Origin of the sequence: Variovorax paradoxus EPS (assembly GCF_000184745.1) — a bacterium.
GTDB classification, from domain to species: Bacteria; Pseudomonadota; Gammaproteobacteria; order Burkholderiales; family Burkholderiaceae_C; genus Variovorax; species Variovorax paradoxus_C.
In genome coordinates, this window is the sequence record NC_014931.1 from 5,550,810 (window position 1) to 5,577,011 (window position 26,202).

At 67.3% G+C, this 26,202-nt stretch carries 21 protein-coding genes; 11 read left to right on the forward strand and 10 right to left on the reverse strand.

Annotation, left to right across the window (positions count from 1 at the left end):
* Window positions 1-9: 9 nt before the first annotated feature.
* From VARPA_RS30325 to VARPA_RS25485, 4 genes are all read right to left on the reverse strand, one after another.
* Window positions 10-699: a hypothetical protein gene (locus tag VARPA_RS30325; RefSeq protein WP_013543472.1), complete on the reverse strand. Its 690-nt coding sequence runs from the start codon at window positions 697-699 to the stop codon at window positions 10-12.
* On the reverse strand, window positions 696-1,244 hold the full coding sequence (locus VARPA_RS25475) for a hypothetical protein (protein WP_041943049.1): 549 nt from the start codon (window positions 1,242-1,244) through the stop codon (window positions 696-698). Before VARPA_RS25475 ends, VARPA_RS30325 begins: the two co-directional genes overlap by 4 nt.
* Window positions 1,245-1,282: 38 nt before the next feature.
* Entirely contained in the window at window positions 1,283-2,506 is a 1,224-nt protein-coding gene (locus VARPA_RS25480; RefSeq protein WP_013543473.1) for an RtcB family protein, read from the reverse strand.
* 584 nt (window positions 2,507-3,090) lie between these two features.
* Entirely contained in the window at window positions 3,091-4,644 is a 1,554-nt protein-coding gene (locus VARPA_RS25485; RefSeq protein WP_013543474.1) for a vWA domain-containing protein, read from the reverse strand.
* A gap of 216 nt (window positions 4,645-4,860) precedes the next feature.
* On the opposite strand from VARPA_RS25485, the gene rtcR reads away from it, so the two are divergent.
* The 6 genes from rtcR (at window position 4,861) to VARPA_RS25515 (ending at window position 9,724) form a co-directional block, all read left to right on the forward strand.
* On the forward strand, window positions 4,861-6,468 hold the full coding sequence (gene rtcR, locus VARPA_RS25490) for an RNA repair transcriptional activator RtcR (RefSeq protein ID WP_013543475.1): 1,608 nt from the start codon (window positions 4,861-4,863) through the stop codon (window positions 6,466-6,468).
* A gap of 16 nt (window positions 6,469-6,484) precedes the next feature.
* The gene (locus tag VARPA_RS25495; RefSeq protein ID WP_013543476.1) at window positions 6,485-6,826 is read left to right on the forward strand and encodes a low molecular weight protein tyrosine phosphatase family protein; all 342 of its coding nucleotides are present in this window, start codon (window positions 6,485-6,487) and stop codon (window positions 6,824-6,826) included.
* A 4-nt stretch (window positions 6,827-6,830) separates the two neighbouring features.
* The gene (locus tag VARPA_RS25500; protein ID WP_013543477.1) at window positions 6,831-7,397 is read left to right on the forward strand and encodes an exonuclease; all 567 of its coding nucleotides are present in this window, start codon (window positions 6,831-6,833) and stop codon (window positions 7,395-7,397) included.
* Window positions 7,394-8,254 (forward strand): alpha/beta hydrolase, encoded by an 861-nt coding sequence (locus tag VARPA_RS25505; RefSeq protein ID WP_013543478.1) that lies wholly within the window; start codon window positions 7,394-7,396, stop codon window positions 8,252-8,254. The genes VARPA_RS25500 and VARPA_RS25505 overlap by 4 nt, the downstream gene beginning before the upstream one ends.
* The gene (locus tag VARPA_RS25510) at window positions 8,251-9,201 is read left to right on the forward strand and encodes an ornithine cyclodeaminase family protein (protein ID WP_013543479.1); all 951 of its coding nucleotides are present in this window, start codon (window positions 8,251-8,253) and stop codon (window positions 9,199-9,201) included. The genes VARPA_RS25505 and VARPA_RS25510 overlap by 4 nt, the downstream gene beginning before the upstream one ends.
* Window positions 9,202-9,454: 253 nt before the next feature.
* Entirely contained in the window at window positions 9,455-9,724 is a 270-nt protein-coding gene (locus VARPA_RS25515) for a hypothetical protein (protein WP_013543480.1), read from the forward strand.
* 159 nt (window positions 9,725-9,883) lie between these two features.
* Here VARPA_RS25515 and VARPA_RS25520 read toward each other — a convergent pair whose 3' ends face one another.
* A complete protein-coding gene (locus VARPA_RS25520) occupies window positions 9,884-10,312 on the reverse strand; it encodes a hypothetical protein (RefSeq protein ID WP_013543481.1) in 429 nt (142 codons plus the stop codon).
* A gap of 263 nt (window positions 10,313-10,575) precedes the next feature.
* Here VARPA_RS25520 and VARPA_RS25525 point away from each other — a divergent pair, with 263 nt between their 5' ends.
* Both VARPA_RS25525 and VARPA_RS25530 read left to right on the forward strand, forming a co-directional pair.
* Window positions 10,576-10,947, forward strand: coding sequence for a VOC family protein (locus VARPA_RS25525; RefSeq protein WP_013543482.1), 372 nt, complete (start codon window positions 10,576-10,578; stop codon window positions 10,945-10,947).
* 78 nt (window positions 10,948-11,025) lie between these two features.
* Window positions 11,026-13,416, forward strand: coding sequence for a DNA polymerase II (locus VARPA_RS25530; protein WP_013543483.1), 2,391 nt, complete (start codon window positions 11,026-11,028; stop codon window positions 13,414-13,416).
* On the opposite strand, the gene VARPA_RS25535 is transcribed toward VARPA_RS25530, so the two are convergent.
* The 5 genes from VARPA_RS25535 to VARPA_RS25555 form a co-directional block, all read right to left on the reverse strand.
* On the reverse strand, window positions 13,379-14,449 hold the full coding sequence (locus VARPA_RS25535) for an RNA methyltransferase (RefSeq protein WP_013543484.1): 1,071 nt from the start codon (window positions 14,447-14,449) through the stop codon (window positions 13,379-13,381). The two genes, VARPA_RS25530 and VARPA_RS25535, sit on opposite strands and share 38 nt — an antisense overlap.
* A 54-nt stretch (window positions 14,450-14,503) precedes the next feature.
* Window positions 14,504-14,851 carry an immunity protein Imm33 domain-containing protein gene (locus tag VARPA_RS30330; RefSeq protein WP_013543485.1) on the reverse strand — a complete coding sequence of 116 codons (348 nt, stop codon included), beginning with the start codon at window positions 14,849-14,851 and terminating at the stop codon, window positions 14,504-14,506.
* A gap of 18 nt (window positions 14,852-14,869) precedes the next feature.
* Entirely contained in the window at window positions 14,870-17,623 is a 2,754-nt protein-coding gene (locus tag VARPA_RS25545; RefSeq protein ID WP_013543486.1) for a hypothetical protein, read from the reverse strand.
* Between the two features lie 108 nt (window positions 17,624-17,731).
* The gene (locus VARPA_RS25550) at window positions 17,732-20,800 is read right to left on the reverse strand and encodes an autotransporter outer membrane beta-barrel domain-containing protein (RefSeq protein WP_013543487.1); all 3,069 of its coding nucleotides are present in this window, start codon (window positions 20,798-20,800) and stop codon (window positions 17,732-17,734) included.
* A 481-nt stretch (window positions 20,801-21,281) separates the two neighbouring features.
* Window positions 21,282-22,952 carry an InlB B-repeat-containing protein gene (locus VARPA_RS25555; RefSeq protein ID WP_144299041.1) on the reverse strand — a complete coding sequence of 557 codons (1,671 nt, stop codon included), beginning with the start codon at window positions 22,950-22,952 and terminating at the stop codon, window positions 21,282-21,284.
* A gap of 180 nt (window positions 22,953-23,132) precedes the next feature.
* On the opposite strand from VARPA_RS25555, the gene VARPA_RS25560 reads away from it, so the two are divergent.
* The 3 genes from VARPA_RS25560 (at window position 23,133) to VARPA_RS25570 (ending at window position 26,091) form a co-directional block, all read left to right on the forward strand.
* The gene (locus VARPA_RS25560) at window positions 23,133-23,537 is read left to right on the forward strand and encodes a hypothetical protein (RefSeq protein WP_013543489.1); all 405 of its coding nucleotides are present in this window, start codon (window positions 23,133-23,135) and stop codon (window positions 23,535-23,537) included.
* Window positions 23,538-23,641: 104 nt separating this feature from the next.
* On the forward strand, window positions 23,642-24,250 hold the full coding sequence (locus VARPA_RS25565; protein WP_013543490.1) for a response regulator transcription factor: 609 nt from the start codon (window positions 23,642-23,644) through the stop codon (window positions 24,248-24,250).
* On the forward strand, window positions 24,247-26,091 hold the full coding sequence (locus VARPA_RS25570) for a hybrid sensor histidine kinase/response regulator (protein WP_013543491.1): 1,845 nt from the start codon (window positions 24,247-24,249) through the stop codon (window positions 26,089-26,091). Before VARPA_RS25565 ends, VARPA_RS25570 begins: the two co-directional genes overlap by 4 nt.
* The last annotated feature ends 111 nt before the right edge of the window (window positions 26,092-26,202 follow it).

Genomic DNA, 26,202 nt, shown 5'->3' on the forward strand with positions numbered 1-26,202 from the left:
GTCTGTCGGTCAATCTGTCTGGCTTGCTATCGCGACGGCCAATGTGCGTCGGCGTGGATTCCACACGGTAAAGCACCAGATGCCCCACCACTCCTTGCCGTCGTCGAAGTAGTCGCTCCAGGTGCTGCGTTCGGGTTGGCGCTCCGGGTCGCCGACCCAATCGAGCACGACGACGCCCTCGCCTGGCAGCAGCCCCGTGCATCGGCAGAAGCGCGGGAACAGTGAGGCCCGCTCGGCTTCATCGGCAACGTGCAACGTGTACGGCGGATCGCCAAAGGCTTGGCAGAACCATTCGAACCACGAGACCGTTGCGAGATCGCGTGTGTACACGACGCGGTGCAGCGGCGCGAAGCTTTCGGCGGCGATCACTGCGGACGCATCGAGCGGCGTGGCGCGCGCGGCGTCGACATCGAACGCAAGGCTCGTGCTCAGCTTTGCAGCAAGCGAAGGATCGCGCGCGATCACGTCCTGCCGGTAGCGCTCGGCGAACGCGGCGATGTCATCGCACAAGAGACGCAGGGCTGCACGATGGTGCGCTTCGCCGACGTCATCGACATCCGCAGCGACGCCGTAGACAGCGAACTCGAAGCCCGAGCCGACGCTCTGCAGCGTTTCGCGCAGTGCGGCCACCTCGGCCTCTTCCTTCAGCGCGAGCGCATGCAGCTTGATCTCCGCATGGCCAGTCATGTTGTTCTTCATGATTCGGTGCTCCACAGCTTTTTGTTCTGCTCGACGACGTCCAGCATTCGTTGTGCGCGTCCGCGCGTCCATCCATCTTTGCGCGTCGCCAGCTCGCGAACGCGCGCTGTGAACGCGTCGTCGGCACATCGGCCCGCAAGCTGGCAATCGTGACGAAATCGTCCCGTCGAGGGCCTTCGGACCAATGTTTCAAGCAGGATTCTTCGAAGTTCGCCCCGCTCTTTTCCGGACAACTCGCACCGCTTGAGCAGGTGGCACAGCCGATCGCGCAAATAGCCGGACCGGTGGAATCGCGGGCTCAACTCCAGGTAAAGCATCGCGCCCTCGCGCCACGCGCCCTTGCCTTGCAGAATCCCATCCCGCGCTTCGTCGCTCCACAGCGCGAACACGGGGCTTTCATAGCGATGAAAGTCTTCCGCGGCCGCTTTCCAGGCAGTCCGAGCAGACGGAGAGTTGGCGCGCTTTCCGAAAGCCTCGCTCAAGCACTTCTTCAAGCGCGCCATTTCCGCTTCAGTCTGCCGAATGCATTTTTCGTCGATCCTCATCTTGGCCCTCTCGTGCCGGCCCTGATGGACGGCGCTTCTTACCCCTTCACGCAAACCACCTGCTTGAGCGTGTAGACCACCTCCACCAGATCCTTCTGCGCCTCCATCACCGCGTCGATGCCCTTGTAGGCCATCGGAATCTCGTCGATCACGTCGGCGTCCTTGCGGCATTCCACCCCTTCCGTGGCAGCGATCTGGTCGGCGACGGTGAAGAGCTTCTTCGCCTTGGTACGGCTCATCTTTCGACCGGCGCCGTGGCTGCAGCTCATGAAGCTCTCGGGGTTGCCCTTTCCGCGCACGATGTAGCTCTTGGCTCCCATGCTGCCGGGGATGATCCCGAGTTCGCCGGCCTTCGCGCTCACCGCGCCCTTGCGGGTCACGAGCACGTCTTCGCCGAAATGCGTCTCGCGGCTCACGTAGTTGTGGTGGCAGTTCACCGCTTCCACGTGCGCCTCGAAAGGCTTGGTGATCACCTTGCGCGCGGCCGCGACCACGCGCTGCATCATCACTTCGCGGTTCGCACGCGCGAACTTCTGGGCCCAGCCCACCGCACGCACGTAGTCGCCGAAATACTGGGCGCCTTCCTCGAAGTACGCCAGGTCCTGGTCGGGCAGGTTGCGCTGGTGCAGCTCGGCGTCCTTCTTCGCGAGTTCGATGAAGTGCGTGCCGATGGCGTTACCCACGCCGCGCGAACCCGAGTGCAGCATGAACCACACGGCGCCCGCTTCATCGAGGCACACCTCGATGAAATGGTTGCCGGTACCCAGCGTTCCCAGGTGCTTGTGGTTGTTCGTGTTCTTGATGCGCGGGTAGTCCTCGCAGATCAGGTCGAACTCTTCCACCAGCTTGGCCCAGGCGGCGTCGGTTTCATCGGGCGGCGTTTCCCACGAGCCCTTGTCGCGGCCCATGCGCTTGGGGTTCGATCCGTGCGGCACGGCCTTCTCGATCGCCGAGCGCAGCGGGCCCAGGTTGTCGGGCAGGTCGCGTGCGTTGAGCGTGGTCTTGCAGGCCATCATTCCGCAGCCGATGTCCACGCCGACGGCGGCGGGGATGATGGCCTTGAAAGTCGGGATCACCGAACCCACGGTCGCGCCGATGCCGTAGTGCACGTCGGGCATGGCGGCGATGTGCTTGAACACGATGGGCAGGCGCGCTGCGTTCTCGAGCTGCTTTTTCGCTTCGTCTTCCACGGGCACGCCGTTCGTCCACATCTTCACGGGGACGCCGTTGGCTACTTCATGCAGTTTGTAGTTCTGTTCCATTTTTTTTCTCTCTCTATTCTTTATCTGACTGACTGACTGACTGGCGGACACGGCGGCCCAAAACAAAAAGGAGGTGACGAGGAGCGACGGGTTGTGTACTGAGCTACCTGCCGAAGCAGACCGAGGATTGAACCCGGGACCTTCATGGCCAAGACCATGACGCTCTTACCTGTAAACCCGCCTGCATTCACCTCAAAACAAAAAAGCAGCGACAAAAATTCGACGAAACGTTCGTGCTCTACCACTGAGCTACGGTCTTTCGACCGACGGGATTCGAACCCGCGACCACGAGCGTTGGAGGCTGTAGTTCCGTCAGCATTCGCTGCAAAAAACAGTGCGACGAGGATGGCAAGACGTAGACCACGCCGGAGAACCGGCGCCGGGATTCGAACCCTGGTCAAACCAGATGTAGTCCTGCCTGCATTCGCACAACAACTTTCATCCCCGTTCGGCGACCAACAATCGATGCGAGGAGAAACATGGTTGGATGTACTCGCATCTGCATTCGCCGAACGACGACGTTCAATTTCTTTCTCGGATCGGGTGCCACAGGCCGAAGCCCGCGGCACCCTCTCTCTTTCTACTCAGATCGAAGTCTCTTCGATCACACCCACCCAGTGGTCGGCGCCCAGGCCGCCCGCGGCATACACCGCCAGCAGCTTGAACACTTCGTCGCTGAAGCCGCCGATGTTCAGCACATCGTCACGCTCCTGCGCCTGGGTGGTCGCATAGGGCTGGATGTCGATGCACACCAGCCGCGCCGTCGGGTTGCGCTCCTTGAACGCCGCCCATTCCTGCATCGTCGTGGTCCCGCGGCCACGTGCACGGTCGGCCCACGATTCGTTGTCGGACACCAGCACCACCAGATCGGCCTTGGCCTTCTCCTTGTTCAGCAATGCCAGCGGCGCGCTGCACGAGGTACCGCCGCCACCCACCGCCGCCAGCTTGGCCGCGTTGGTCATCACCGAATCACGCGGATTCAGTTGGAGCGACACCACCTTCGTCTCGAAGGGCAGCACACGCGCATCCGCATTGCGGCGCAGCACGGCGGCAGCGACCAGCGCAGCCACGTCGATGCAGCGCACCGCCGAAGTTGCAGAACCGCGGTGACCCGTCACTGGCGAGCTCATCGAGCCCGACACGTCGGGGCACACCACCACGCGGCCCTCGAACACCGGCACGTTGGCCAGCGCGAGTTCCATCGCGTCCTGCAGCGCTTCCTTCACCACATGCGGCACCTCGGCGCCGGTGGCAGTGAAGGCCGCCATCAGCTGATACGGCAGCACACGCGCCTTGGCCACGGCCTGCGGGTCACGCAGCTTGGCAGCCACTGCTTTGGCGAGGCCCGGCAGCTCGAACACGCCGTGGCGCGCAAAGGTGTTCAGGTTCTGACGCACCATCTGCCACGATCCACGCTGCGCGATCTGCGCCCAGCCCTGGGCATCGAGCTCCAGCGCGGTCAGCATCTGGAACGGAACGTCGGGCACCTCGAGCGAACGGTCGCGCTTGAAGCGTTCGAACGCCTGCGTCACCGGGGGCAGCGCCTCCAGCGCATACGGACGATCGATCAGCCATGCGAACCACGCGGCGCGCCATGCTTCCGCGGGCTTGGGGTGAACCATCTTCACCACGTCGGCCAGCGAAGGCGTGTTGCCCACCGAGGCGTTCAGCAGTTGCGCCTCGGTCGCTTGGAGCAGCCATTGCTGCACAAGCTTCTTCGGACGCGTACCGAGCGACTTGCGGCCCACGGCACCCGAACGCAGCATCTGCACGAAGTTGCGCAGCATCTTGCCGTTGTCCACCACGCGGGGGAACACCTTGGCGAGCAGCGACACGTCGCGCACTGCCAGCGTCGCGGCCAGCAGCGCGGGCATGTCCTTCATGTGGCCGGCACGGCGTGCGTACACGGCCGTCTTGGCGACGAACACCGGATCGACTTCGCGGGCCAGGGCCAGCACGGCGTCGAGCTGGTCTTGCGCGTGTGCGTAGAAGGTGTTGTTCAGGCAACCGGTCGCGGCGAGCTGCGCCAGCTGGTGCTTGGGCGACAGCGCGTAAGCCACGCCACCCGCTTCGTTGAGCGCATTGGCCGAAGGCAGCAGCGCGCCGCGCTGGGTCTGGAAGAGTTGAAGGTTGGCCATGTGACTTCTCCTTGTGGGGTTCTTTTTGTTCGTTCGTTTCTTGAATGTGTGATCCTTGTTGCAACGGGTGTGCCAGCTCCGGCCAGCCTGCTGGATAAATCACTCAAGTTATTGATTTGATTAGGATTTTTTCATTTTCCCGACCTCGGACGCTCGAAGTATCTTTGGCTTCAATTGAGTTTTCTTATAATTTTGGATAGCCTTTTATCCAAATCAATGAAGAAACCCATCGTCGTCATCGGCTTCCTCGGCACCCAACTCGATGCCGGCCAGGGCGCGGGCCGCTGGAACAAGTGGCGTCCCACCGTCTCGCTCGCGCAGCACGAGGACATGGTCGTCGCGCGCATGGAGCTGCTCTACACGCTGCGCCACAAGGCGCTGGCCGAGGTGGTGAAGGCGGACATCGCCACCGTATCGCCCGAGACCACCGTCAACCTCGTGCCGCTCGACCTCGAAGACCCATGGGACTTCGGCGAGGTCTACACGCGCCTGTACGACTGGGCGCGCGCCTACCCCTTCGACACCGAGCGCGAGCAGTACTGGACGCACATCACCACCGGCACGCACGTCGCGCAGATCTGCATGTTCCTGCTGTCGGAATCGCGCGTGGTGCCGGGCGTGCTCGCGCAGACCTCGCCGCCGAAGAAGCAGCGCGAGGGCGAAGGCGGCAAGTGCACGCTGATCGACCTCGACCTCTCGCGCTACGACGTGATCGCGCGGCGCTTCGATGCGGAGCAGCGCGACGCGGTCGCGTTCCTCAAGAGCGGCATCGCCACGCGCAACGCGCGCTTCAACGCGCTGATCGACGAGATCGAGCGCGTGGCCGTGCGCTCGCGCGCGCCGATATTGCTGGTGGGGCCGACTGGCGCGGGCAAGTCGTTCCTGGCGCGGCGCATGTTCGAGCTGAAGCAGGCGCGCCACCAGATGACCGGGCCGTTCGTGGAGGTGAACTGCGCCACGCTGCGCGGCGACGGCGCGGCTTCCACCTTGTTCGGCCACAAGAAGGGATCGTTCACCGGGGCCGCGAGCGATCGCCCCGGCTTGCTGCGCACCGCGAACCAAGGCGCGCTGTTCCTCGACGAGATCGGTGAACTCGGCCCCGACGAGCAGGCGATGCTGCTGAAGGCCATCGAAGAAAAGCGCTTCTTTCCGGTGGGCGCGGACAAGGAAGTGGAAAGCGACTTCCAGCTCATCGCCGGCACCAACCGCGACCTGCGCAGCGATGTGGCCGAAGGACGGTTCCGCGAAGACCTGTTCGCGCGGATCAACCTCTGGACGTATGACCTCCCCGGCCTCGCGCAACGGCCCGAAGACATCGAGCCGAATGTCGATCACTTGCTGGCCATTCACGCGGCCGAAAACCATCGCGTGGTGCGCTTCAACGCCGAAGCGCGAGCGGCGTACCTGCGCTTTGCGCAGAGCGGCGAGGCGATCTGGAGCGGCAACTTCCGCGACCTGTCGGCGAGCGTGACGCGGCTCGCGACGCTGGCGGATGGCGGGCGGATTCCGGTGGCGCTGGTGGAGGCGGAGATTGCACGGTTGCGGTGGCTGTGGAAGCGCGGTGGGCCGGCAGCGGCGGTCAGTGGCGATGTGGATCTGGATGCGTTGCTGGGTGAAGAGCGCGTGGCTGCGCTCGACTTGTTCGACCGGCTGCAGCTTGAAGCGGTGGTGCGGGTGTGCAAGCAGGCGCGCAGCTTGTCCGATGCAGGGCGTCAGCTGTTCCAGGCATCACGCGAGCAGCGCAGCGTGGTGAACGATGCGGACCGCCTCCGCAAGTACCTGGCGAAGCACGGCATCGAATGGGGCCGCCTCGCCGAGGCCTGAGCTATCCTCCGCGCCGATGACCACCCCTGCGCGCAACGTCCTCTTCATCTGCAGCCGCAACCAATGGCGCAGCCCCACCGCCGAACAACTCTGGCGCCGGCATCCGCAGATCGCGGCGCGCTCAGCGGGCACCAGTCCGAATGCGCGACACAGGGTCTCATTCGACGACATCGAATGGGCCGACGTCATCCTCGTGATGGAAGAAAAGCACAAGTCGCGGCTCGTGGCCGAGTTCACGCGGATGCTGGAGGGCAAGCCCATCCACGTGCTCGACATCCCCGACGAATACAAATACATGGACCCCGAGCTTGTCGACGAACTCCAGCGCTCGGTTGGCTCCATCCTCGACATCGATTGAACCCATGACCGAGCTCTACATCAGCACCGACGTCGAATCCGATGGCCCCATCCCCGGCCCGAACTCGATGCTCAGCTTCGGCTCGGCCGCCTACACGGCCGACAAGCAACTCATCTCCACCTTCAGCGCCAACCTCGAAACCTTGCCCGGCGCCGAAGCCGACCCGAAGACCGCCGCGTGGTGGCAAACCCAGCCCGAGGCCTGGGCCGCCTGCCGCACCGACCTGCAGGACCCAACGCGCGCCATGAAGAACTACGTGGCCTGGCTCAACGGCCTGCCCGCGCGACCGGTATTCGTGGCGTATCCCGCGGGCTTCGACTTCCTGTTCGTCTACTGGTACCTCATGCGCTTTGCGGGCGAGAGCCCGTTCAGCCATTCGGCGCTCGACGTCAAGTCGTTCGCGATGGCGATGCTCAAGCTCGACTACCGCGACAGCACCAAGCGCGCGATGCCCAAGCGCTGGTTCGACAAGCTGCCGCACACGCACATCGCGCTGGACGATGCCATCGAGCAAGGCGCGCTCTTCTGCAACATGCTCGCGGAAAACCGCAAGGCCGCGGGCCAGCCATGACCACAGCGCCGATCCGTCGCTGGTGGAAGCTCGCGCTGTGCGCGGTGCCACTGTTCCTGGGCGGCTGCGTGCAGTCGATGTTCTATTACCCCGACCGCGTGCGCTACGAAACGCCCGACGCGCTCGGCCTGCGCTACGAGAGCGTGCAGTTTCAGAGTGCCGACGGCACGCGCCTCACTGGCTGGTTCATTCCCGCCGTGGGCCGGCAGAAGAACCCGAAGGAGGCCAAGGGCACGGTGGTTCATTTCCACGGCAATGCGCAGAACATGTCGACGCACTGGCGCTTCGTGGCGTGGCTGCCCAAGCAGGACTACAACGTGTTCGTGTTCGACTACCGCGGCTACGGCGAATCCGAAGGCGAGCCGGAGCCCAAGGGCGTGTTCGAAGATTCGAATGCCGCGCTCAACCACGTGCGCTCGCGCGGCGATGTGGATGCGCAGCGCCTCTTCGTCTTCGGGCAGAGCCTGGGCGGCACCAACGCGATCGCGGTCGTCGGTTCGGGCAACCGCGCCGGCGTGAAAGCGGCGGCCATCGAATCGACTTTCTATTCGTATTCGTCGATCGCGAACGACAAGCTTTCGGGCGCGGGCCTGCTGGTGAGCGACAGCTATGCGGCCTCGAAGCACGTCGCGGCCATCTCGCCGATTCCGCTGCTGCTGATCCACGGCACGGCCGACCACGTGATTCCCCATGCGCATTCGCAACGTCTCCTGGCCGATGCGCGCGAGCCCAAGCGGCTGATCGAAGTGCCGGCCGCCGGTCACCTCGAGCCGATGTCATCGCCGCGCTTCGGCACCACCTACCAGCAGGCGCTGGCGGATTTCTTCGACGCATCGCTGCGTTCGACTACCCCATGAAGCACTTCGACGAAGCCGCCACCCGCGCGCCATTGGGTTTCGAAAAACTCGTGCCCGCATTGCGCGCGGCCTTCGCTGCCGAGGCGCAGGTGCCGCCGCGCCATGTGCACAGCATCGAGACTGCGGCGGGTGCGGACAAGGGCACCGTGCTCATCATGCCGGCGTGGAGCGACGCCGGGTTTCTCGGCATCAAGACCATCAACATCTTCCCCGGCAACAGTGCGCGCGGGCTGCCCGGCCTGCATGCGACCTATGTGCTGTACGACGCGCGCACCGGCGTGCCGCTCGCGATGATGGACGGCAACGAGATCACCGCGCGGCGCACCGCCGCGGCTTCGGCGCTCGGCGCCTCGTTCCTCGCGCGGAGCGATGCGCGCCGGCTGCTGGTGCTGGGCACCGGCCGCATCGCCCGCATGCTGCCGGCCGCGCATGCGAGCGTGCGGCGCATCGACGAAGTGACGGTGTGGAACCACCGGCCCGAAGGCGCCGAAGCCCTGGCCGCACAACTGCGCGCCGAGGGCTGGAACGCAGAGGCCGCGGTCGATCTGGAAGCGGCCGTGCGCAGTGCCGACATCGTCAGCTGCGCCACGCTCGCCACCGCGCCGCTGGTGCGCGGCGAATGGCTCGCGCCCCGGTCGCATCTCGACCTGATCGGCAGCTTCACGCCCGCGATGCGCGAGGCCGATGTGCAGTGCTTCGCAGGCGCGCGCACCTTCATCGACACGAGCGAGGCCCTGCAGAAATCGGGCGACCTGCTCGATGCGATCGCGGCCGGCACCCTGCGCGCGCAAGAGGTGCAGGGCACGCTCGCCGAGCTGTGCCGCGGCGAGCGCGCGGGCCGCGGCGGTCGAACTGGTGATGCGGAACGCACCGTGTTCAAGGCCGTGGGCAGCGCCCTCGAAGACCTGACCGCCGCCACGCTGGTGTGGCAAGACGCGGCCGCCTGAATCCGCCATTCATTCAGGGTAAGTCCTGATCGTTCGGCGGGGCCGGCAACCCATCTACGGGTCGTGCGCAATGGACACTCCATGGAACGAACGCTCGCCGCCGGGAGGCCGGCCGGCGTGTTCATGGCACGAAACTTGAAAGCAGCAAAAGGAACCCGGCGTTGGACGACAGGCGCATACGTCATACGGCTGATAGCGCCCGACACCGAGTAGCACTAATCTGCTAATGCGAAGAAATCAGAGAGGCAACCGCATGCTCACCATCCTTCAGAAAGCCAACATCCTCCGCAAGGTGGGGTTCGATGTTCCGGCGCGTCCGGACGACGACCTTTCCACCAATGCCGTGACCGGATCGACCGTGAAACCCGAGGGCATTTCCCAGAAGGCGCACGACTGGGCCAAGGCCATCGAGACCTTGTACGTGGCCTACGTCGCGGCCCGTGCCGCCAAGAGCCTGCGCGATTCCGAGGAAGTGCGGCAGACGGCGATGCTGCAGAAGCTTTCTTCGAAGGCTTACGCCTGAGGCGCTGAGCCTTTTCTTCCGCACCGCTCCACGAGCGATGCAAGCGCGCAGCCCGCCGGCTGGCGCTCTCTGCGGGAGTCCCTGAGCTTGTGACTCCCTCGCTTCACACGCAGGTTCATGCGGCGCCCGTACGCACGGCGCGCCGCGGGGCCTGCTTATTTACTTGCCTTGCGCCGACTGCACCGCCGGGTTCTGCATCGTCGAGATGACCTTGCTGTTCACGCGCGAGCCGCTGGTCACGTTCTGGTCGGGAGCGGCGGCGGTGGCCATGGCTTCCTGGTAGACCTGGGCCGGATCGCGTTGCGAAGTGAAGGGGTCCGCGCCGCGCGAGCCGCGGGTCACGTTCTGGTTCGGTGCATGGGCGGTGTCCACGGCTTGCTTTCTCATGGCTTCAGGATCGGCCGACGAAACGAAGGGGTCGGCGCCGCGCGAACCGCGGGTCACGTTCTGGTTCGGTGCGTGGGCGGCGGCGACGGCTTCGGCTTCGACTTCCGCGCGGCTGCGGCCGCCCGATTGCTGGGCCTGGGCGGTGGTGGTGACGGCGAGCACCGCGAATGCAGCGGCGAGGGCGAGTTGCGAGGTCTTCATGGTTGGTTCTTCATGCGAGTTGTTGGAGGGAGTCGGCCCGTGGATGCGGGAAAACCCTGACCAAGTCTCGCGGGGGCAAAAGGCAGTTCCATGACGGCCCCAGGCGAAGCTGGGTTGCCAATCGGGGCGACGACGCGTTGCGCGCGCTTCTGCTACGGAAGTTCTCGCACCGGGTCTGCAGAGGGCTCGACAATCCGCGCGCAACCGGCGGGGAGAAGCAAAATCCCACCGCCCCCTTCACTCCCTTCACCACGAAACACCCCATGGAATCACCACTCGGAACCGTCATCCTCTACGCCAGGGACATGCAGAAATCCGCGGCCTTCTACGCCCGGCATTTCGGGTTCATCACCAGCGGTGAAGTCGTCGAAGGGCTGATCGAATTGACGCATCCGGGCGGCGGCGCGGGCATCCTGATTCACCAGGCGGCCAAGTCGGTGAAGCTCGGGCAGGTGGGCGTGAAGCTGAGCTTCCACGTGAAGGACGTGAGGGCATTCGCCGCGGAGGCAGCCCTTCAAGGCCTGGCATTCGGCGCAGTGCATGAAGCCAACGGCTACGCATTCGCCAATGCCAAGGATCTCGACAAGAACTCGATCGGCATCTCGAGCAGGGCCTATCGGGACGCCACGGTGTGACGCAGCGGTGAGCGCGCGAAAATCCGTCGCGTTCAAGCCGACGCCCGCTGCCCGCAGCCCCCGATTCTCAAAGCGCTCGTGACATCCACCGACCTCAACGGCTTCATCCTCACTCGCCACTGGCGGGATGCGCCTACAGGCACGGAGATCGAGTACTGGCTCGCAACCGATGCGGGGCCGATCAAAGTGGTCCTGCCCTCCCAGACCTCTGTCGCATTCGTCGCGACGCAGCACAGGTCGCAGGTGGAAGCGCACCTCGCAACCATGCCGGGCATGGAAATACGTGAGCTCGCGCTGAAGACCTTCCACCAGGAACCCGTCGTCGGCATCTATGCGAAGCACTTCCGCCAGCTCGGCCGGCTGGCACGCGCTCTTCAGGCGCAGAACATTCCCCTGCTCGAAGCCGATGTGCGCCCGCACGACCGCTACCTGATGGAGCGCTTCATCACCGCCGGCGTGCTGGTGGAGGGCGGGCAGTCAAACGGCGCCACCATCGTCGATTGCAGGCTCAAGCCCGCGCCCGAGTACCGGCCGGCGCTGAAGGTGGTGTCGCTGGACATCGAGACGAGCCAGCACGAGGCGCTCTATTCCATTGCGCTGGATGGTTTGCCGGACCGCGTCGTCTTCATGCTGGGCGAGCCGCCGCGTGAATCCAGCGAACCAGATGAGCCGGGTGAGCCCATGGACTTCGCGCTCATCTATTGCCCGACCCGCAAGGCCATCATCGAGAAGCTCAACGACTGGTTCGAGCGGAACGACCCGGACGTCCTCATCGGCTGGAACGTCATTCAGTTCGACCTGCGGGTGCTGCAGAAAACGGCCAACGAATGCGGCGTACCGCTCCTTCTGGGGCGGGAGCGCCGGCCCATCGAATGGCGCACGCACCCTGGCAAGCAGGGCTACCTCTTCGCACCCACGCCGGGCCGCGTGATCATCGATGGCATCGACGCGCTGAAGGCTGCGGTATGGAGCTTTCCTTCGTTCAGCCTCGAGACCGTCTCGCAGACGCTGCTGGGCGAAGGCAAGGCCATCGGCGACCACTACGACAAGATGACCGAGATCGAGCGGCGCTACCAGGAAGACAAGCCCGGGCTCGCGCTCTACAACATCCGCGACTGCGAACTCGTCCTGCGCATCTTCGAGAAGGCGAAGCTGCTGCAGTTCGTGATGGAGCGCGCACAGACCACGGGCCTTCCGGCCGACCACTTCGGCGGCTCCATTGCCGCGTTCAGCCACCACTACCTGCCGCGCATGCATCGCCTGGGCTACGTGGCGCCGAGCGTCGGCGAGATTGCGAGCAAGGCCTATCCCGGCGGCTACGTGATGGACTCGAAGCCGGGGTTCTACGACTCAGTCGTGGTGCTGGACTACAAGAGCCTCTACCCCTCGATCATTCGCACCTTTCTTGTAGACCCGGTGGGCTTCGTGGAAGGCACCCATGCCGCCGACCCGGCGACAACCGTCAAGGGGCCGCAAGGAACCGTCTTCTCGCGCGAGAAGCACTGCCTTCCGGAAATCGTGACCACGCTCTGGCACGCGCGAGACGAAGCCAAGCGGGTGAAGAACGAGCCGCTGTCGCAGGCGCTGAAGCTGCTCATGAATTCCTTCGCCGGCGTGCTGGGTGCGACCGACTGCCGCTTCTTCAATCCCAAGCTGGTGTCCGCCATCACGCTTCGCGGGCACGAGATGATGAAGCTCACACGGGAGTTCGTGGAGAAGCGCGGGTACGTCGCGATCTACGGCGACACCGACTCCATCTTCATCTGGCTCAAGCGCACCCACACCAACGAAGAAGCGCACGCCATCGCGGCGACGCTGGCGAGAGACATCAACGCGTGGTGGACGCAGACCCTTCGGGAACAACATGGCCTCGCGAACTTCCTCGAGATCGAGTTCGACACCCACTACAAGAAGTTCTTCATGCCGACCATCCGCGGCTCGGAGGTGGGCAGCAAGAAGCGGTATGCAGGCCTCGGCGTCGATGCCAAGGGCAAGGAAGAGATGGTCTACCGCGGCCTGGAGATGGCTCGCAGCGACTGGACCCCGCTGGCGCGCCGGTTCCAGGAGGGGCTGCTCTCGCGCATCTTCCACGACGAGCCTTACAAGGAATTCGTGACCGACTATGCAGATGCGTTGCTGGCGGGCGAGATGGACGAGCTGCTCGTCTATCGCAAGCGCCTGCGCCACCGCCTCGATGCCTACCAGGTCAACGTGCCGCCGCAGGTGCGCGCGGCAAGAGTTGCCGATGACTACAACGCCCAGCTCGGGCGCCCGAAGCAATACCAGAACGGCGGCTGGATCCGGTACGTCATGACGCAGAGCGGGCCCGAGCCGATGGAGAACCGCCAGTCGCGCATCGACTACGAGCACTACTTAGCCAAGCAACTCCAGCCGATTGCCGACGCCCTCCTCCAGCCGATGGGCGAGAGCTTCATGGCTTTGACGACGGCACAGCAAGGTCTTTTCTAGCCGGGACAGCACCGCGTCGAAGCACCACCGGCGCTTCGCCGGCCACGCGTGCCCTCAACTGGCCGCAGCCACCATCGACATCCTGCCCCGCGGAATCGCGCAGTTTCGTCAGGATGCCCCGCTGGTGCAGCGTGCGCGCCATCGCTTCGCAGCGCTCCCACGACGGCCGGCTGAACGCCACGCCCTCCACCGCGTTGAACGGAATCATGTTCAGCACGCCGTACTTGCCCGAGAGCAGCTTGACGATGCCTTCGATCTCGTCTTGCCCGTCGTTCACGCCTTCGAGCAGCGCCCACTGGTACTGGATCGGATAGCCGGTCGCCCGCGCATAGCGCTCGCCCGCATCGACCAGTTCCTCGGGCGTCATGTTCGGTGCGCGCGGCAGCAGCGTCTTGCGCAGACCGGCCTTCGTCGTGTGCAGCGACAGCGCCAGCGCAGGCTTCACGCGTTCCTGCTGCAGCCGCTCGAACGCACGCGGATCGCCCACGGTGGAGAACACCAGGTTCTTGTGGCCGATGTTGCCCACCGTGCCCAGCAGCTCGATGGCCTCCATCACGTTGTCGAGGTTGTGCGCCGGCTCCCCCATGCCCATGAACACGACCTTGCGCACCTTGCGGCGCGTGCGTGCGAGTGCGACCTGGGCAATGATCTCGGCGCTGCCCACCTGGCGCAGCAACCCATCGCGACCCGTCATGCAGAACTGGCAGCCCACGGCGCACCCGACCTGCGACGACACGCACAAGCCATCGCGCGGCAACAGCACGCTCTCCACGGTCTGGCCGTCCGCGAGGGCGACCAGCAGCCGCTCGGAACCATCGGCGCCGGGGTGCACCGTGTGAATGCGCGCAAGGCCCGCGAGCTCGGCTTCGATGGCCGGCAAGGCCTCCATCAACGACGACGGAAAGAAGCTGTGCGGCAGGCGCCGGCCGCTGTCGCGCGGCAGCGCGTGAGACCACAGCCGCAAGATGCGCTGCTCGTGGCTCGGGCCCGCGCCGGCTTCGCGGAGTCTTCGTTTCAGTTCGTGGATACGCATGCGCTGATGTCTGGAGGCAAATGGGGCAATTGAAGAGATGGACGTTGGAACAGGTCAGCGGCGCTGCTTGAAACCGAACACCTCTTTCCAAGGCGCATCCCCGCTGTCGCGCTCCCACGCCGAGCCCACAGGCTTGTCCGTGATTTCGCTCAACGTGGGGTCCATCTTGAGGAAGGAATTCAGAGGGCAGATTTTCGGCGGATTGTCATCGAGCACGCTCTGGCTCTCTTTGCCGCTCTGAAAGATCCAGCCCGTGTCGTACGGGTTGTTCGGCTTCACCCGGTAGGCGAAGCCCACGGGCAATCGGTTAGGCCCCATGACCTGGTCCGACGCCAGGACCATCGGACCGAGCGCGGCGAACTTTTCCTCCCACGGCTCTTTCTTCTTCTTGAATGGCCACATGTCGATACCTCCTTCGCTTCAGTTCTTGATGCCCTTGACCCGCTCGATCAGCTTGCGCGCAAACCGCCCCAGCGTCATCGGCCCCAGCCGGTGGCTCAGGCGCGCCTTCTGCGCTTCGGGCATCTGGGTGCCGAAGCGCCGCAGCGTGTCCCTGATCGTCGTGTACTCCTGCTCATGTAGGCCCAGCTTGCCCTGCGCATCCGCGAGCCATTCGCTCGCGTTGATGACGCGCTCGCGCAACTGCGCATCGGTGCTGCTGCCGAAGCGGGCGATGAGCGTCTTGTAGACCTCGGCGCGCCCGGCCTGCTCGCCTTGCTGGCCGAGCACGCTTGCCTGGTCGATCATCGCCTTGGCCACCCACAGTTGCAGCGTGACGTCTTTCGCGTGGCCGTCGCGCCCAAGGAGCCGCGCGTAGCTTTCCAGCGCGGCTTCGGTATCGCCCGCCTGCTTGTGGGTCAGGCCCTGGCAGTAGAACGCGCGTGCCACGCGCCGGCGAAGGTCGATCACGTCGGAGCTGGCCCAGCGCGCAATGATGTCGCTGTAGACCGCCTGCTCTTCCTCGTGCCGGCCGAGCTTGTCGAGCGCCGCGCTCTTGTAGCCCAGGCACAGCGCCACGCGCTCCTGGATCGACATCGACAGCTCTTCGCCGTAGCGCGTGTCCATTTCGTCGGCGCATGCGATCACGCGATCGAGCTGGCCCAGCTGCTGCAGCATGTAGGTCTTGTTGGTCAGCGCGCGCGAGCACTGGTTGCGCAGCTCGGGATGGCTGGCTTCGATGTGTTCGGCCAGCACCTGGTCGGTCAGCTCGATGCCCTCGCGCTGCTTGCCGGCTTCGCCGAGTTCGTAGCCGCGCGAGATCGTCTCGCGTATCTCGTCGAGCTTGTCCACCGGCAGATCGGGAAAGTCGCCGCCGAAATCCGCGCCTGAGAGTCTGTCGAGCGTGACAAGGCAGGTCTGGCGGCTCGCGGCCGCCTTCGACAAGGTGTCGCGCATCGACTCCGAGGTGATGTTCCGAAAGCGCGCGACGATCTCGTCGTACACCACCAGCGCCTCGGCCGGACGGTCCACGAGCTTGAGCAGCAGGTAGCCCTTGTTGAGCAGCGCGCTGGCCACGATCTGCAGCACCTGCGCGTCGCTCTCGTCGGCCGTGAGCGCGAGCAGGCGGTCGTACGCCGCAATCGCTTCCTCGAAAGCCTCGGCCTCGCGCAGTTCGTGAGCCTGGGAATACAGCGCATCGACCACTTGCCTCCGCAATTCCGGCACCGCGTCGCGTCCGAAATCCGCCGCCAGCGCGTTCAGCATCGGCGCCTGCACGGCGGCCGGCTCATTGCGCAGGGCCATGATCTGCAGGCGCGCGTGAACGGCCTCTTCGCGCAGCGCCTGGCTCGCGCTCGCATCGACGCCCGATGCGGCCGCCTCGTACAGCGCGATCGCCTCGTCATTGCGGCCGGCTCCGCGCAGCACGCTGGCGGCGGCCATCGCCCCGCGCGTCGCGGTCAGCAGCAATGCGGCGTCGGTCTCGCCGGTGTGCCTTCCGAAGCGCGCGTGCACCGCCTCGTACACGGCGGCGGCGTCTTCCGAACGGTCGATGTCGCGCAGCGCCTGGCCACGCGCCATGCCGGCGCGCGCCACCCATCGCCGTACTGGCAGGAGCGTCGATTCGCCGAAGCGCGCGTCGAACGCATCGCAAACAGGCAGCACGTCTTCGGGCTCCTCCGCGTCGTAGGCGGTGCGGCACATCACCTCGGCCGTCAGCTCCTCGATGTCGGCGCCGGTGTGATGGCCGAAGCGCGCGATGAGCGCGCTGCGCAGCGCAGGGACTTCGTCGTCCCGGTCGAGGCGATACAGCACATGCGTCTTCAGCGCCATCGCGCGGCAGGCGCGCAGCGCGACGCCGGGCAACTCGTCGGCCAGGTGCGCGGCCAGCACGTCGTCGCAGGCCGCCAGCGCCAGCGCGTATTCACCGGCGTCGTCGAGCATGTCGGCGCGCAGGAATCCGGCGCGCGCATGCACTTCGCGCAGCGCCTCGCGCGGATCGCCGGCATAGGCCGCGAGCACTTCGCCGAGCATCGGGATGGCTTCCTCGACGCGCTGGCCGGCTTCGGCCAGAACCATCGCCTGGTTGATGCGTGAGTGCCCGACGCGTGCGGCCACGGAAGGCTCGGGCGCGTAGGCCAGGTCGCGCCAGACGGCATCGAAGGCCTCGCGCGATTCGGCCGGGTAGTTCAAGTCAGAAAGCAGCTCGCCACGCCAGATGCGGGCGCGCGCGACGATCTCGCGCGTGGCCTCGGGCGCATCGTTGGCGTAGCGGCGAGCGATGTCTTCGCAGTTGCGCACCATGTCGACCTTGGCGAACGCGCCGCCCAGCGAGCCGGCCACCACCGCGCGCTGGAAGGCCGCGTGGGCGACCCAGGTGCGCACTTCGGGCGTGGTCGCGTCGCCGAAGCGGCGCTCGACTTCTTCGTACGCCCCGATCTCGGAATTGGCTTTGCCGAGGGCGCGCCATGCCAGGCCCTTGGCGTTGAAGGCCTGCGCGATCCAGAGCGCGCGGCCGGCGGGGGCGGCATCGGCATGCGCGATCAGCGCGTCGCAAAGCGCGACGCGCTCGGCATGCCGGCCGAGCTGGGCGAGTGCCTCGCCTTTGCGCAGCCAGGCTTCGTAGAGGTGCTCTTCGAGCAGTGGGTCGTTGGCGGCGTGCAGGCGATCGATGACCTGCTCGGCTTCGGCAATGCTGGCCAGTGCTGCGGCTTCGGCTGCATTCGTTGTGCTCAATCGGTGTCCTTCCCTTGCGTGCCGCGTGGCACGCCGTGCGTCTGCCCGTCGCAGGCAGGCGCACTTTAAAGGAAGGTGGAATCGAGGACCGCCCGCCCCGTCAGGCGATCACCAACGCAGCTTGACCCCCACGCTCGCATTCACGCCGCTCTTGACCCGCGCGTCGCCGCTCGAACTCCACAGCTTGCCCAGCTCCGCGTACACGCCGACCTTGTCGGTCACCTGCAGCGTGGCGCCTGCCGCCAGTTCGGTGCTGGTGCCGCCGGTGCGCGTGGCGATGTCCGCGAAGCCGGCCGGGCCGACGAAGCGCGTGACGTCCGTGCCGCGGCCGCCGCGGTACACGTTGGCCCGCACATAGGGTTGCAGCACCCCGGCACCGGTGGCGATCTGGCCCTTCACGCGCACGCCGGCGCGCACGAGCGTGCCGTTGTGGCTGTCCTGCCGCACGAGCGCGCCGGGGATGGCCGTATCGCCCAGGTTCACGCGCTGGTGCACCAGTTGCAGCTGCGGCTCGATGGTCCAGTTCTGCGCGACGGCGAACGACTGCCCCACCTCGACCGACGCCAGCACGCTGTTGCCCTTGCCGCCGCTCGCAAGGTTCAAGGCGGGCGATGCGGTGTAGCGGTGGCGGCCGCCCTGCAGCACGCCGTCGACGTACAGGCCGCTCTCGTTCCTCCAGGTGGCGTAGGCGCCCAGGTACTGGCTCTTCTGGTCGTTGGCGCCGACCGCGAGGTTCGCCAGGCCGCTCGCGAAACCGTTCACGCGCATGTCGCCGTCGAGCTGGCCGACGTACACGCCCACGCGCCAGTTGGGGTCGGCCCACAGGTCGGTGCCGGCCTGGAAGCCCGTGAGGCGCCCCTTGCTCGTGGGGCTCACGGTGCCGCCCTGCGAGAGGGTGCGGTCGGTGCTGATGATGCGGCCCCACGCTTGGCGATAGCCCTGCGCCGGCGTGGCCGTGGCCGGGGCCGTGGCAGCGCCGAGGTCGTCGCCCGTGCGCTGATGCATGTTGCCGAGCATCGCCAGGCTGGATTGGCGCAGTTGCTCGGGCAGCGCCGCGTACAGCGGCACTTCGGCGCGGTAGGTGGGCACGCCGCCCAAGCCGCCGGCTCCCGTTCCGGTGCCCGTGCCGCCGCCGGGCGGAGCGACGGCCGCGGCGGTGGAGCGCAGATACCAGTTCTCGCCCGCGCCGCTGGCGTCGGCGGCATACAGCCGGTACTCGTAGGCCCCCGCATCGACGTGGCCGCCGGCCAGGTTGAATGCGCTGCGCGTGGTCTGCGCGGTCGTGGTCGCGCCGTTGATCGCGCTGATCACCTCGATGCCGTTGCCCGTGGTGAGCGCACCCAGGCCGCCCAGGTTGGTGATCTGCACGCTCGTCGTGCCGCTGGCGATGGCGGTCGCGCCGCTCAGGATGAGCCGGTCGCTCGCGCTTGCGCTGCCGCCCAGCGAGGTACCCAGTCGCAGCGTGCCGCCGTTGCCTGCCCAGGGGCCGTTGACGGTCAGCGTGGTGCCGGGTACCGCACCCACCAGCGACACCGTGCCGCTGTTGGCCATCGAGGCGATGGCCTGGCTGTTGCCGGCCAGGTCCAGCGCCGCACCCAACGCCACGGTGTAGGCGCTGCCGCCGCTCAGCACGTTGGCCGCGCCGGCGCGCAAGGTACCCGCCGCAACGAGGGTACCGCCCGCATGGGTGTCGGCGCCGCTCAGCGTGAGCACGCCCGCACCGGACTTCACGAGATCGCTGGCGCCGGAGATCGCGCCCGACCACGCGAGGTCGTGCCCGCGGGTGTCGATGGTGCCCGTGCCGCCCAGCAGCAGGGCGTTGTCGACGGCGAGCCCGTCGACATCGGCGATCACGCTGGCGGTGGCACCAGTGCCGATCGAAATCGCGCCCGTCATCGATGTCCCGGTGCGCAGCGTGAGGCTGTTCGCACCGCCCGTGAACGCAACGGCGGCGGCGCGCGTGACGCCGTCTGCGCCCAGCCCGCCCGAGATGACGCCGCCATTGATGAGCGCGAGGCCCGCCCCCGTCACGCCCACGCCGCCCGCGCCATTCGCGCCGGCCGGTCCGCCGTTGCTGTTGGCCCCGCCCGCGCCGCCTGCCCCGCCCGCGATGACGCCGGTGTTGGTGAGCGTCGCGCCCGCGCCGACCGATGCGAGGCCCGCGCCGCCGTCGCCACCGCCGCCCGGCGAACCGGTGCCGCCCGCGCCGCCGCCGGACGCACCGCCTGCGCCGCCCGCACCGCCGGTGATCGCGCCGGTGTTGCTGAAGACGACGGCCGCACCAGCCAGCGTTGCGCCGATGCCGCCGGCCCCACCGCCGCCGCCCGAAGCGTTGGCGCGGGAACCCGCCAGTTCGGCGCCGCCGGTGCCGCCCGCCCCGCCTGCGAGGGTGCCGGTGTTGGTGGCGCCCAGGCCCGGGGTCGTCGCGTTCAGGTAGAACCCGCCGCCTCCGCTGCCGCCGCCCCCGCCCTGCGAGAAAGCGTTGCCGCCCTGCCCGCCCGCGCCACCCGCGGACGACCCCGTGGCCATGTAGTTGCCGAGCGGCCCGTTGAGGATCGCGCCGTACCCGCCAGCACCGCCGCCGCCCGCAGCCCAATACCCGTCGCCGCCCGCGCCACCGGCACCACCGGTGTAGCTGTCGGACGAACCGGGAATGTTGTTCGCGATCGACGCGCCCTGGAAGCCGCCGCCGCCCCCGCCGCCGTAGCCATCGCCCGCGCCCGGGCCGCCCGTCTGCGCCTGGCCCGCGCCGCCGGCATCGCCCTGGAACACGCCCGGTCCCGACGACGTGCTGGCAGCCCCCGCTGCGCCGCCGGCACCCGGCGTGGCGGTGCCGAAGCTCCCGATGCTGGCACCGGCGCCGGCCGTGGCACCGCCGCCCGGCGTCGACGCGCCGCCCGCACCGCCGAACGCATTGAAGATCGTGTCGTTGAACCCGCCGCTGCCACCGCTGCCGTCGCTGCCACCGGCACCGCCGTTCAGCCGCGTGTCACCGACCGGCTGACCACCCGCACCGCCCGCCGCGAGCACCGGAACCACGCAGGCGACCAGGGCCGCCGCCGCGATGGCGCGCACGCCGCCCGTGCTGGAGGAGCGCGCAAGGCCGCGCGAGATTTCTGGCGCGGCGACCCAGGTGCCGAGCGTGGGATTCCAAAGGGTTCGGAAGATTTTGTTCATGGCTTCGACGCGTTCTTGGTTTGATTGATCGGGTTGGCACCCAGATGCAGCAGCAATCGCCTTGCTCCCCCTCCGCGCGCCGTTGATTTCGCATTTGCGAATCAAAAATGTAAGTACGCGTTGCGGTTACGCATATACCCGGGCCGAAGTACCTCGGATGCGCCTGATTTGTGAGACGCGGGGCCTCTTTGCGTCGGCTTGGACGCACGGTAGGTGGGGTACCTACTCACAGCGCCGGGAAGTAACAGATGCTTCGCGCGTGGTACGCGAGCCGAACGTGTTCTGCCGGGGGTGCAAGCCATGAAGACGAACGCCGTCGGCATTCGCGTTGGGCAACAACTTCGAGCCGTGCCCTCTCACCCCATCAACGACGATCCGCTGTCGCACCGCCAAAACACTGGCGGCGCGACAGCGGGATCTTTTCTTCCACTCGATCCGCCGTTGCCGGCAGCCGCACTTGCTTGAATGGAAGGAAGGCGCTCTACCTGCCGGAGGCGTAGTGGCGCACGAAGATGCGCGTTCCCGCACTCGGCTCGAACTGTTGCCACGCCAGCACCGCATTGCCCAGTTCGTTCATGCCGACATCGGGCGTGTTGGCCGCTTCGTCGCTGCTCTCTTGCAGCGCTTGCGCACCCCAGCCTTCGGCCAGCGTGTAGCGGGACGTGTAGAGGTCGCCCGGAGCCTGCGTCCACGCGGCCATCGCGTTGCTCGCGTCGTCCACACCCAGGCCGGGCAGACTGGTGAGCGCTTGCGAAGCAGCCGCCCGCACCACTGTGTCCGCGCCGAACGCCGCGCCCGGTGCCGCGGTTGCGGCCATGAGCGCGTTGTCTTGCCGGCCCCAGCTCACCACCGCCGCACCGGCCGCGTTCACGCGCAGCACCGGTGTGCTGAGGAAAGCCTGCGTCGACAGGAACGGTGCGCCCACGCGCGCCGTGCCGCCCTGCCATGCCCCACCCGAAAAGCGCTTGAACCACACGGCGCTTTCCCACGGGTTGCCGCCGCCGGGCAGGTCGGCCTGGCCCCAGGCCAGCAGCGCATTGCCGCCGGCGTCGATCGCCAGGTCGTGCGCGCCTATCGATTGCGAGGTGCCGGCATCGGGCACCAGCTCCGCCGCCGCGCCCCAGGTGCCGCCCGCGTTGGCGCTGTTGGTCCACAGCGATGAGCTGATGCCGGTGGAGCGCTTCCACACGGCCAGCGCTTCGCCCGAGCCCGCCACCACCACGGCCGGATCGCCGTTCACCACGCCCGAGACCTCGTCGGTCTCGATCAGTTCGGCCGTGCCCCAGCCGCCCGATGGCGTGTAGCGATTGGCATAGATGCTGAAGCGCGTGGCCGGGCCGATCTGCGACCACACCGCCAGCGCGTTGCCGTTGGCGTCGATGCCCGTGCTCGCGAAGCCGACCGTGCCGGCGCCTGTTTCCAGCAGCGCCGGTGCACCCCAGCCGGTGGCCGGGTCGACCTGCAGCGCCCACATGTCGTAGGCGCCCGGCGAACTCAGCTGCGTCCATGCCACCACGGCACGGCCGCTGTTCTTGTCGATGGCCACGCGAATGTCGCGCACGCTGCCGCTGTTGGCTTCCAGGCGCTGCGGCGCGCTCCAGCCGTCGCCCGGGCGGTAGAGGCTGCCCCACAGCCTGTCGATCGACTGGCCGGCCTCGAGCTGGCGCCACACGAGCAGCGCGCGCCCTTGCGAATCGACCGCCACCTTCGGCTGGCTCGCGCCGCCGGCGGACAGCGTGAGCGCATCGCCCCAGCCGAGCACGGGCGGCGCGGCGACGAAGGTGGCCGTCACGGCGAGCGCGGAATCCATCCGCACGGTGCACACGCTCGCATTGCCGCTGCAGGCGCCTGACCAGCCACCGAGCACCTGCCCCGCCGCCGGCGAGGCCGTGAGCGTGACCTGCGTGCCCGCTGCGAAATCCGCGCCGCAGCTGTCGGCGCAGTCGATGCCCGCGGGTTGCGAGGCGACCCGGCCGCCACCGGTGATGGCCACGTCCAGCCGATGCGTTGCGCCCGCGGGCGGGGGAAAGCCGATGGGCGGGAACAGGCCGCCACCCGAACCACCGCCGCCACCACCGCAGGCCGTCAAAGCCATCAGGGCCACGGTCCACACACCAGCCATCCATCGCCTGCAAGTGCTCTTCTTCGTCATGTCTGCCATTCCTCGTTCCCTGACGCCGGGGCCCGGCGCCTTCTGTGCTCGTTCAAGAGGGCCGGATCGTAGGAAGGCAAGCCGTTGCGGGCCATAGCACCATCGGGCACCTGCCCGAAGGTGCTGTTTCGCGGTGCGCGGTGTCTGGCTAGGCTCGACGCCTCCACCTCATACCGTTGCATGACACATTCACCGACTCCCCTTCTCTTCGCACTCCTGGCGGGCGCCGTGCTTGCAGTCGGGTGCGCCTCGACGGCGGTGACCGACGAGGCCATCGTCACCAACACCTCGCGCGCGCTCGGCTTGCCGCCCTCCGCGTTCACCATCTCGAACCGCGCCGACAGCGGCGTGCAGACCACCTTCATCGCCAGGACCGATGGCGGCCGCACGTACAACTGCTACGTCGAAGGCTCGGTGTCGGTCGTGGGCCGCGTGGTCAGCGATGCGATCTGCCAGGAGATGCGCCAGAGCGATGCGCCCGCGTCCGCGCGCCGCTCCAACGCCAGGCCGGCGACCGGCACCGCACCGGCGCCATCACCAGCACCGGCTTGCAATGCATTGCTGCGCGCCGCCGGCCGCTGCTGAAAGACCCGGCCGATCCTGCGATTCCCGCGCTGCGCCAACCGGTGTGGACAATGGCGCCCCACGAGGAGATGGCGCGGCCCGCCGGGCCCGCACCGAGGATCACCATGAAACTCCTGCTTGTCGACGATCACCCGCTGTTCGGCGTCGGCTTTGCGCATGCGCTCTCGCACGCGCGGCCCGACTTCGAGGTGGAGACCGCCCTGTCGCTCGGGCAGGGCGTGGAACGCGCCTCGCAATGTCCGCCCGACATCGTCCTCATCGACTACCGCCTGGGCGGCGAAGACGGCCTGGAGGGCCTGCGCCTCTTCGGTGTGCGGCATCCGCTGGTCTCCCGCCTGCTGATCTCGGGCGATGAAGAGCCGGCCCTGGCCGCGCGCGCACGTGCCGCGGGCGCGGCCGGCTTCATCGGCAAGTCGCAGCCGGTGGCGCGCATCGCCGCCGCGCTGGATGAAGTGGCGGCCGGCGGCGAGGCCTTCGATGTGCTGCAGCCACGCGCCGGCCTCGTGGCTTCGGGCCTCACGCCGCGGCAGCTCGAAGTGCTGCTGCTGGTCGCGCAGGGCCGCCAGAACAAGCAGATCGCCGCCGAGCTTCAGATCGCGGAGCGCACCGTCAAGCTGCACATCACCGCCCTCCTCGATGCGATGGATGCGCGCAACCGCACCCACCTGCTGGTGCAGGCGCGGCGCGCGGGGTTGATGCTGGACTTGCGATGAGCGCCCCCGCGCCCGCGCCCGCGTCCGCACCCACATCCGGCGTGCGCGCCTTCATCGCCTCGCGCCTGGCCTTCTCGGAGCTGCAGTTGCAGCAACTGGAGCAGATGATCCGCTCCACGCCCTGGGCGTGGCTCCTGGCCGCGATGGCGGGGTTTCTTTGCTACATCGAATACGCCGACGGCCCCGACGGCCAGCGCGTGCGCGTGTGGTTCGTCGTGTACTGCGTCATCGTCGCCGTGCGCATGGGCATCTGGCTCGCGTGGGTGTTTCGGCCGGCGCTTCGCGCCAACCTGCCGGCCATGATGCTGCCCGTCATCGCCCTCACCCAGCTCATGGCCTTCTCGCTGGGCGCGCTGAACGTGCTGCTGCGGCACGACGGACCGGCGCAGGCCGAGGCCATTCTTCACATCACCATGGTCACCGTGTCCCTGGGCGGCGCGATCCGCATGGCCACCATCGGGCGGGCGTCTTACGTCTACGTGGCGCTCATCCTCGGCCCCCTGGTGCTGCGCGACATGTGGTTCGGCGGCAGCTACCAGATGGCCATGGCTTCCATCGTGTCGCTGATCGGCATCTACACGGTGCTGAGCGCCAGGCTGCTGTCGTCCGCGCTGCACGAGATCCAGGCGCAACGCCGGCGCAATGCCGAACTGGTGATTGCGCTCAGCGCAGAAAACGAACGCACCCACGCGGCCCGGCAAACCGCCGAGGAAGCCGTGGCCGCGCGCATGCGCTTCTTCGCCTCCGCCAACCACGACCTTCGCCAGCCGCTCAACGCCATGGCACTGCTGGCGCAGACCGTGCACAACGTGAGCACCGAGCGCCATGTGAAAGAGATGTCGGAACAACTGGTGGCCTGTGCCGACGGCATGACCGACGTGGTGGACGACCTGCTCGACATCACCCGCGCCGACGCCGGCTCGCTCAGCCCGCTGTGGTCGTCCTTCGCCATCGACGAGCTGCTGGCCGAGTGCTGCCGGCCGCACCAGGCGGTGGCCGCCGCGAAGGGGCTGCGCCTGGAAATCTCTGCCGGCCACGTGGCCGTGCGCAGCGACCGGGCCTTGCTGGCCAGGGTCGTCACCAACCTCCTGGCCAACGCCATCCGCTACACGCGCGAAGGGCAGGTGCGCATCATCGGCAGCCGCATCGCCGACGGCCGGCTACGGCTGTCGGTGGAGGACACGGGCATAGGCATCGCTGCCGAACACTTGCCGCAGGTCTTCGAGGAGTTCTTCCAGGTCGACAACCCGGCTGGCGACCGGCGCCTGGGCTACGGCCTGGGGCTGGCCACCGTCAAGCGCTTGAGCGAACTACTCGACCTGCGCGTGACGGCGCGCTCCGTGCCGGGGCGAGGCAGCGTGTTCGAGCTGCAGCTTCCGCTGGCCGATGCGGCCGTGAGTGAGAGTGGGCCAGACACCGCGCGCTTCGATGCATCGGCATCGACCACGGCATTGGCGATGCGCATTCTGGTGGTCGACGACGACCAGAGTTCGCTGCAGGCGCTCGGCGGACTGCTCGCTTCCTGGGGCATGGAGGTGCGCTCGGCGAGCGACGTGCAGGGCGCGCTGGGCGTGATTCAGGCAGGGCAGGCAGGAGGCTTCAGGCCGCAAGCGCTGGTGGTGGACTTGCGGCTGGGGCCGCAGGTCAGCGGCATCCAGGCGATCGAGGACCTGCGCTCGGCGCTGGGCGATGCCGAACTGCCCGCACTGATCGTCACCGGCGACGTGGGAGGCGACTACCTGGACGCGGCGCGCGCGGCGGGCCTGCCCGTCATCGTGAAGCCCGTGCGGCCTTCGCACCTTCGGGCGTTTTTGGGGCATGTGCAGGCGCTTGGGCGGTAGGGGCTTGGCGTCGTACCCAGATGCGCGCGCGCATGGTGGCAGCATCGACAAACGCCAACTTGACGGGCATTGCGCCAACCGCGTACATTGCCCTCGCCTCGTGATGAACGG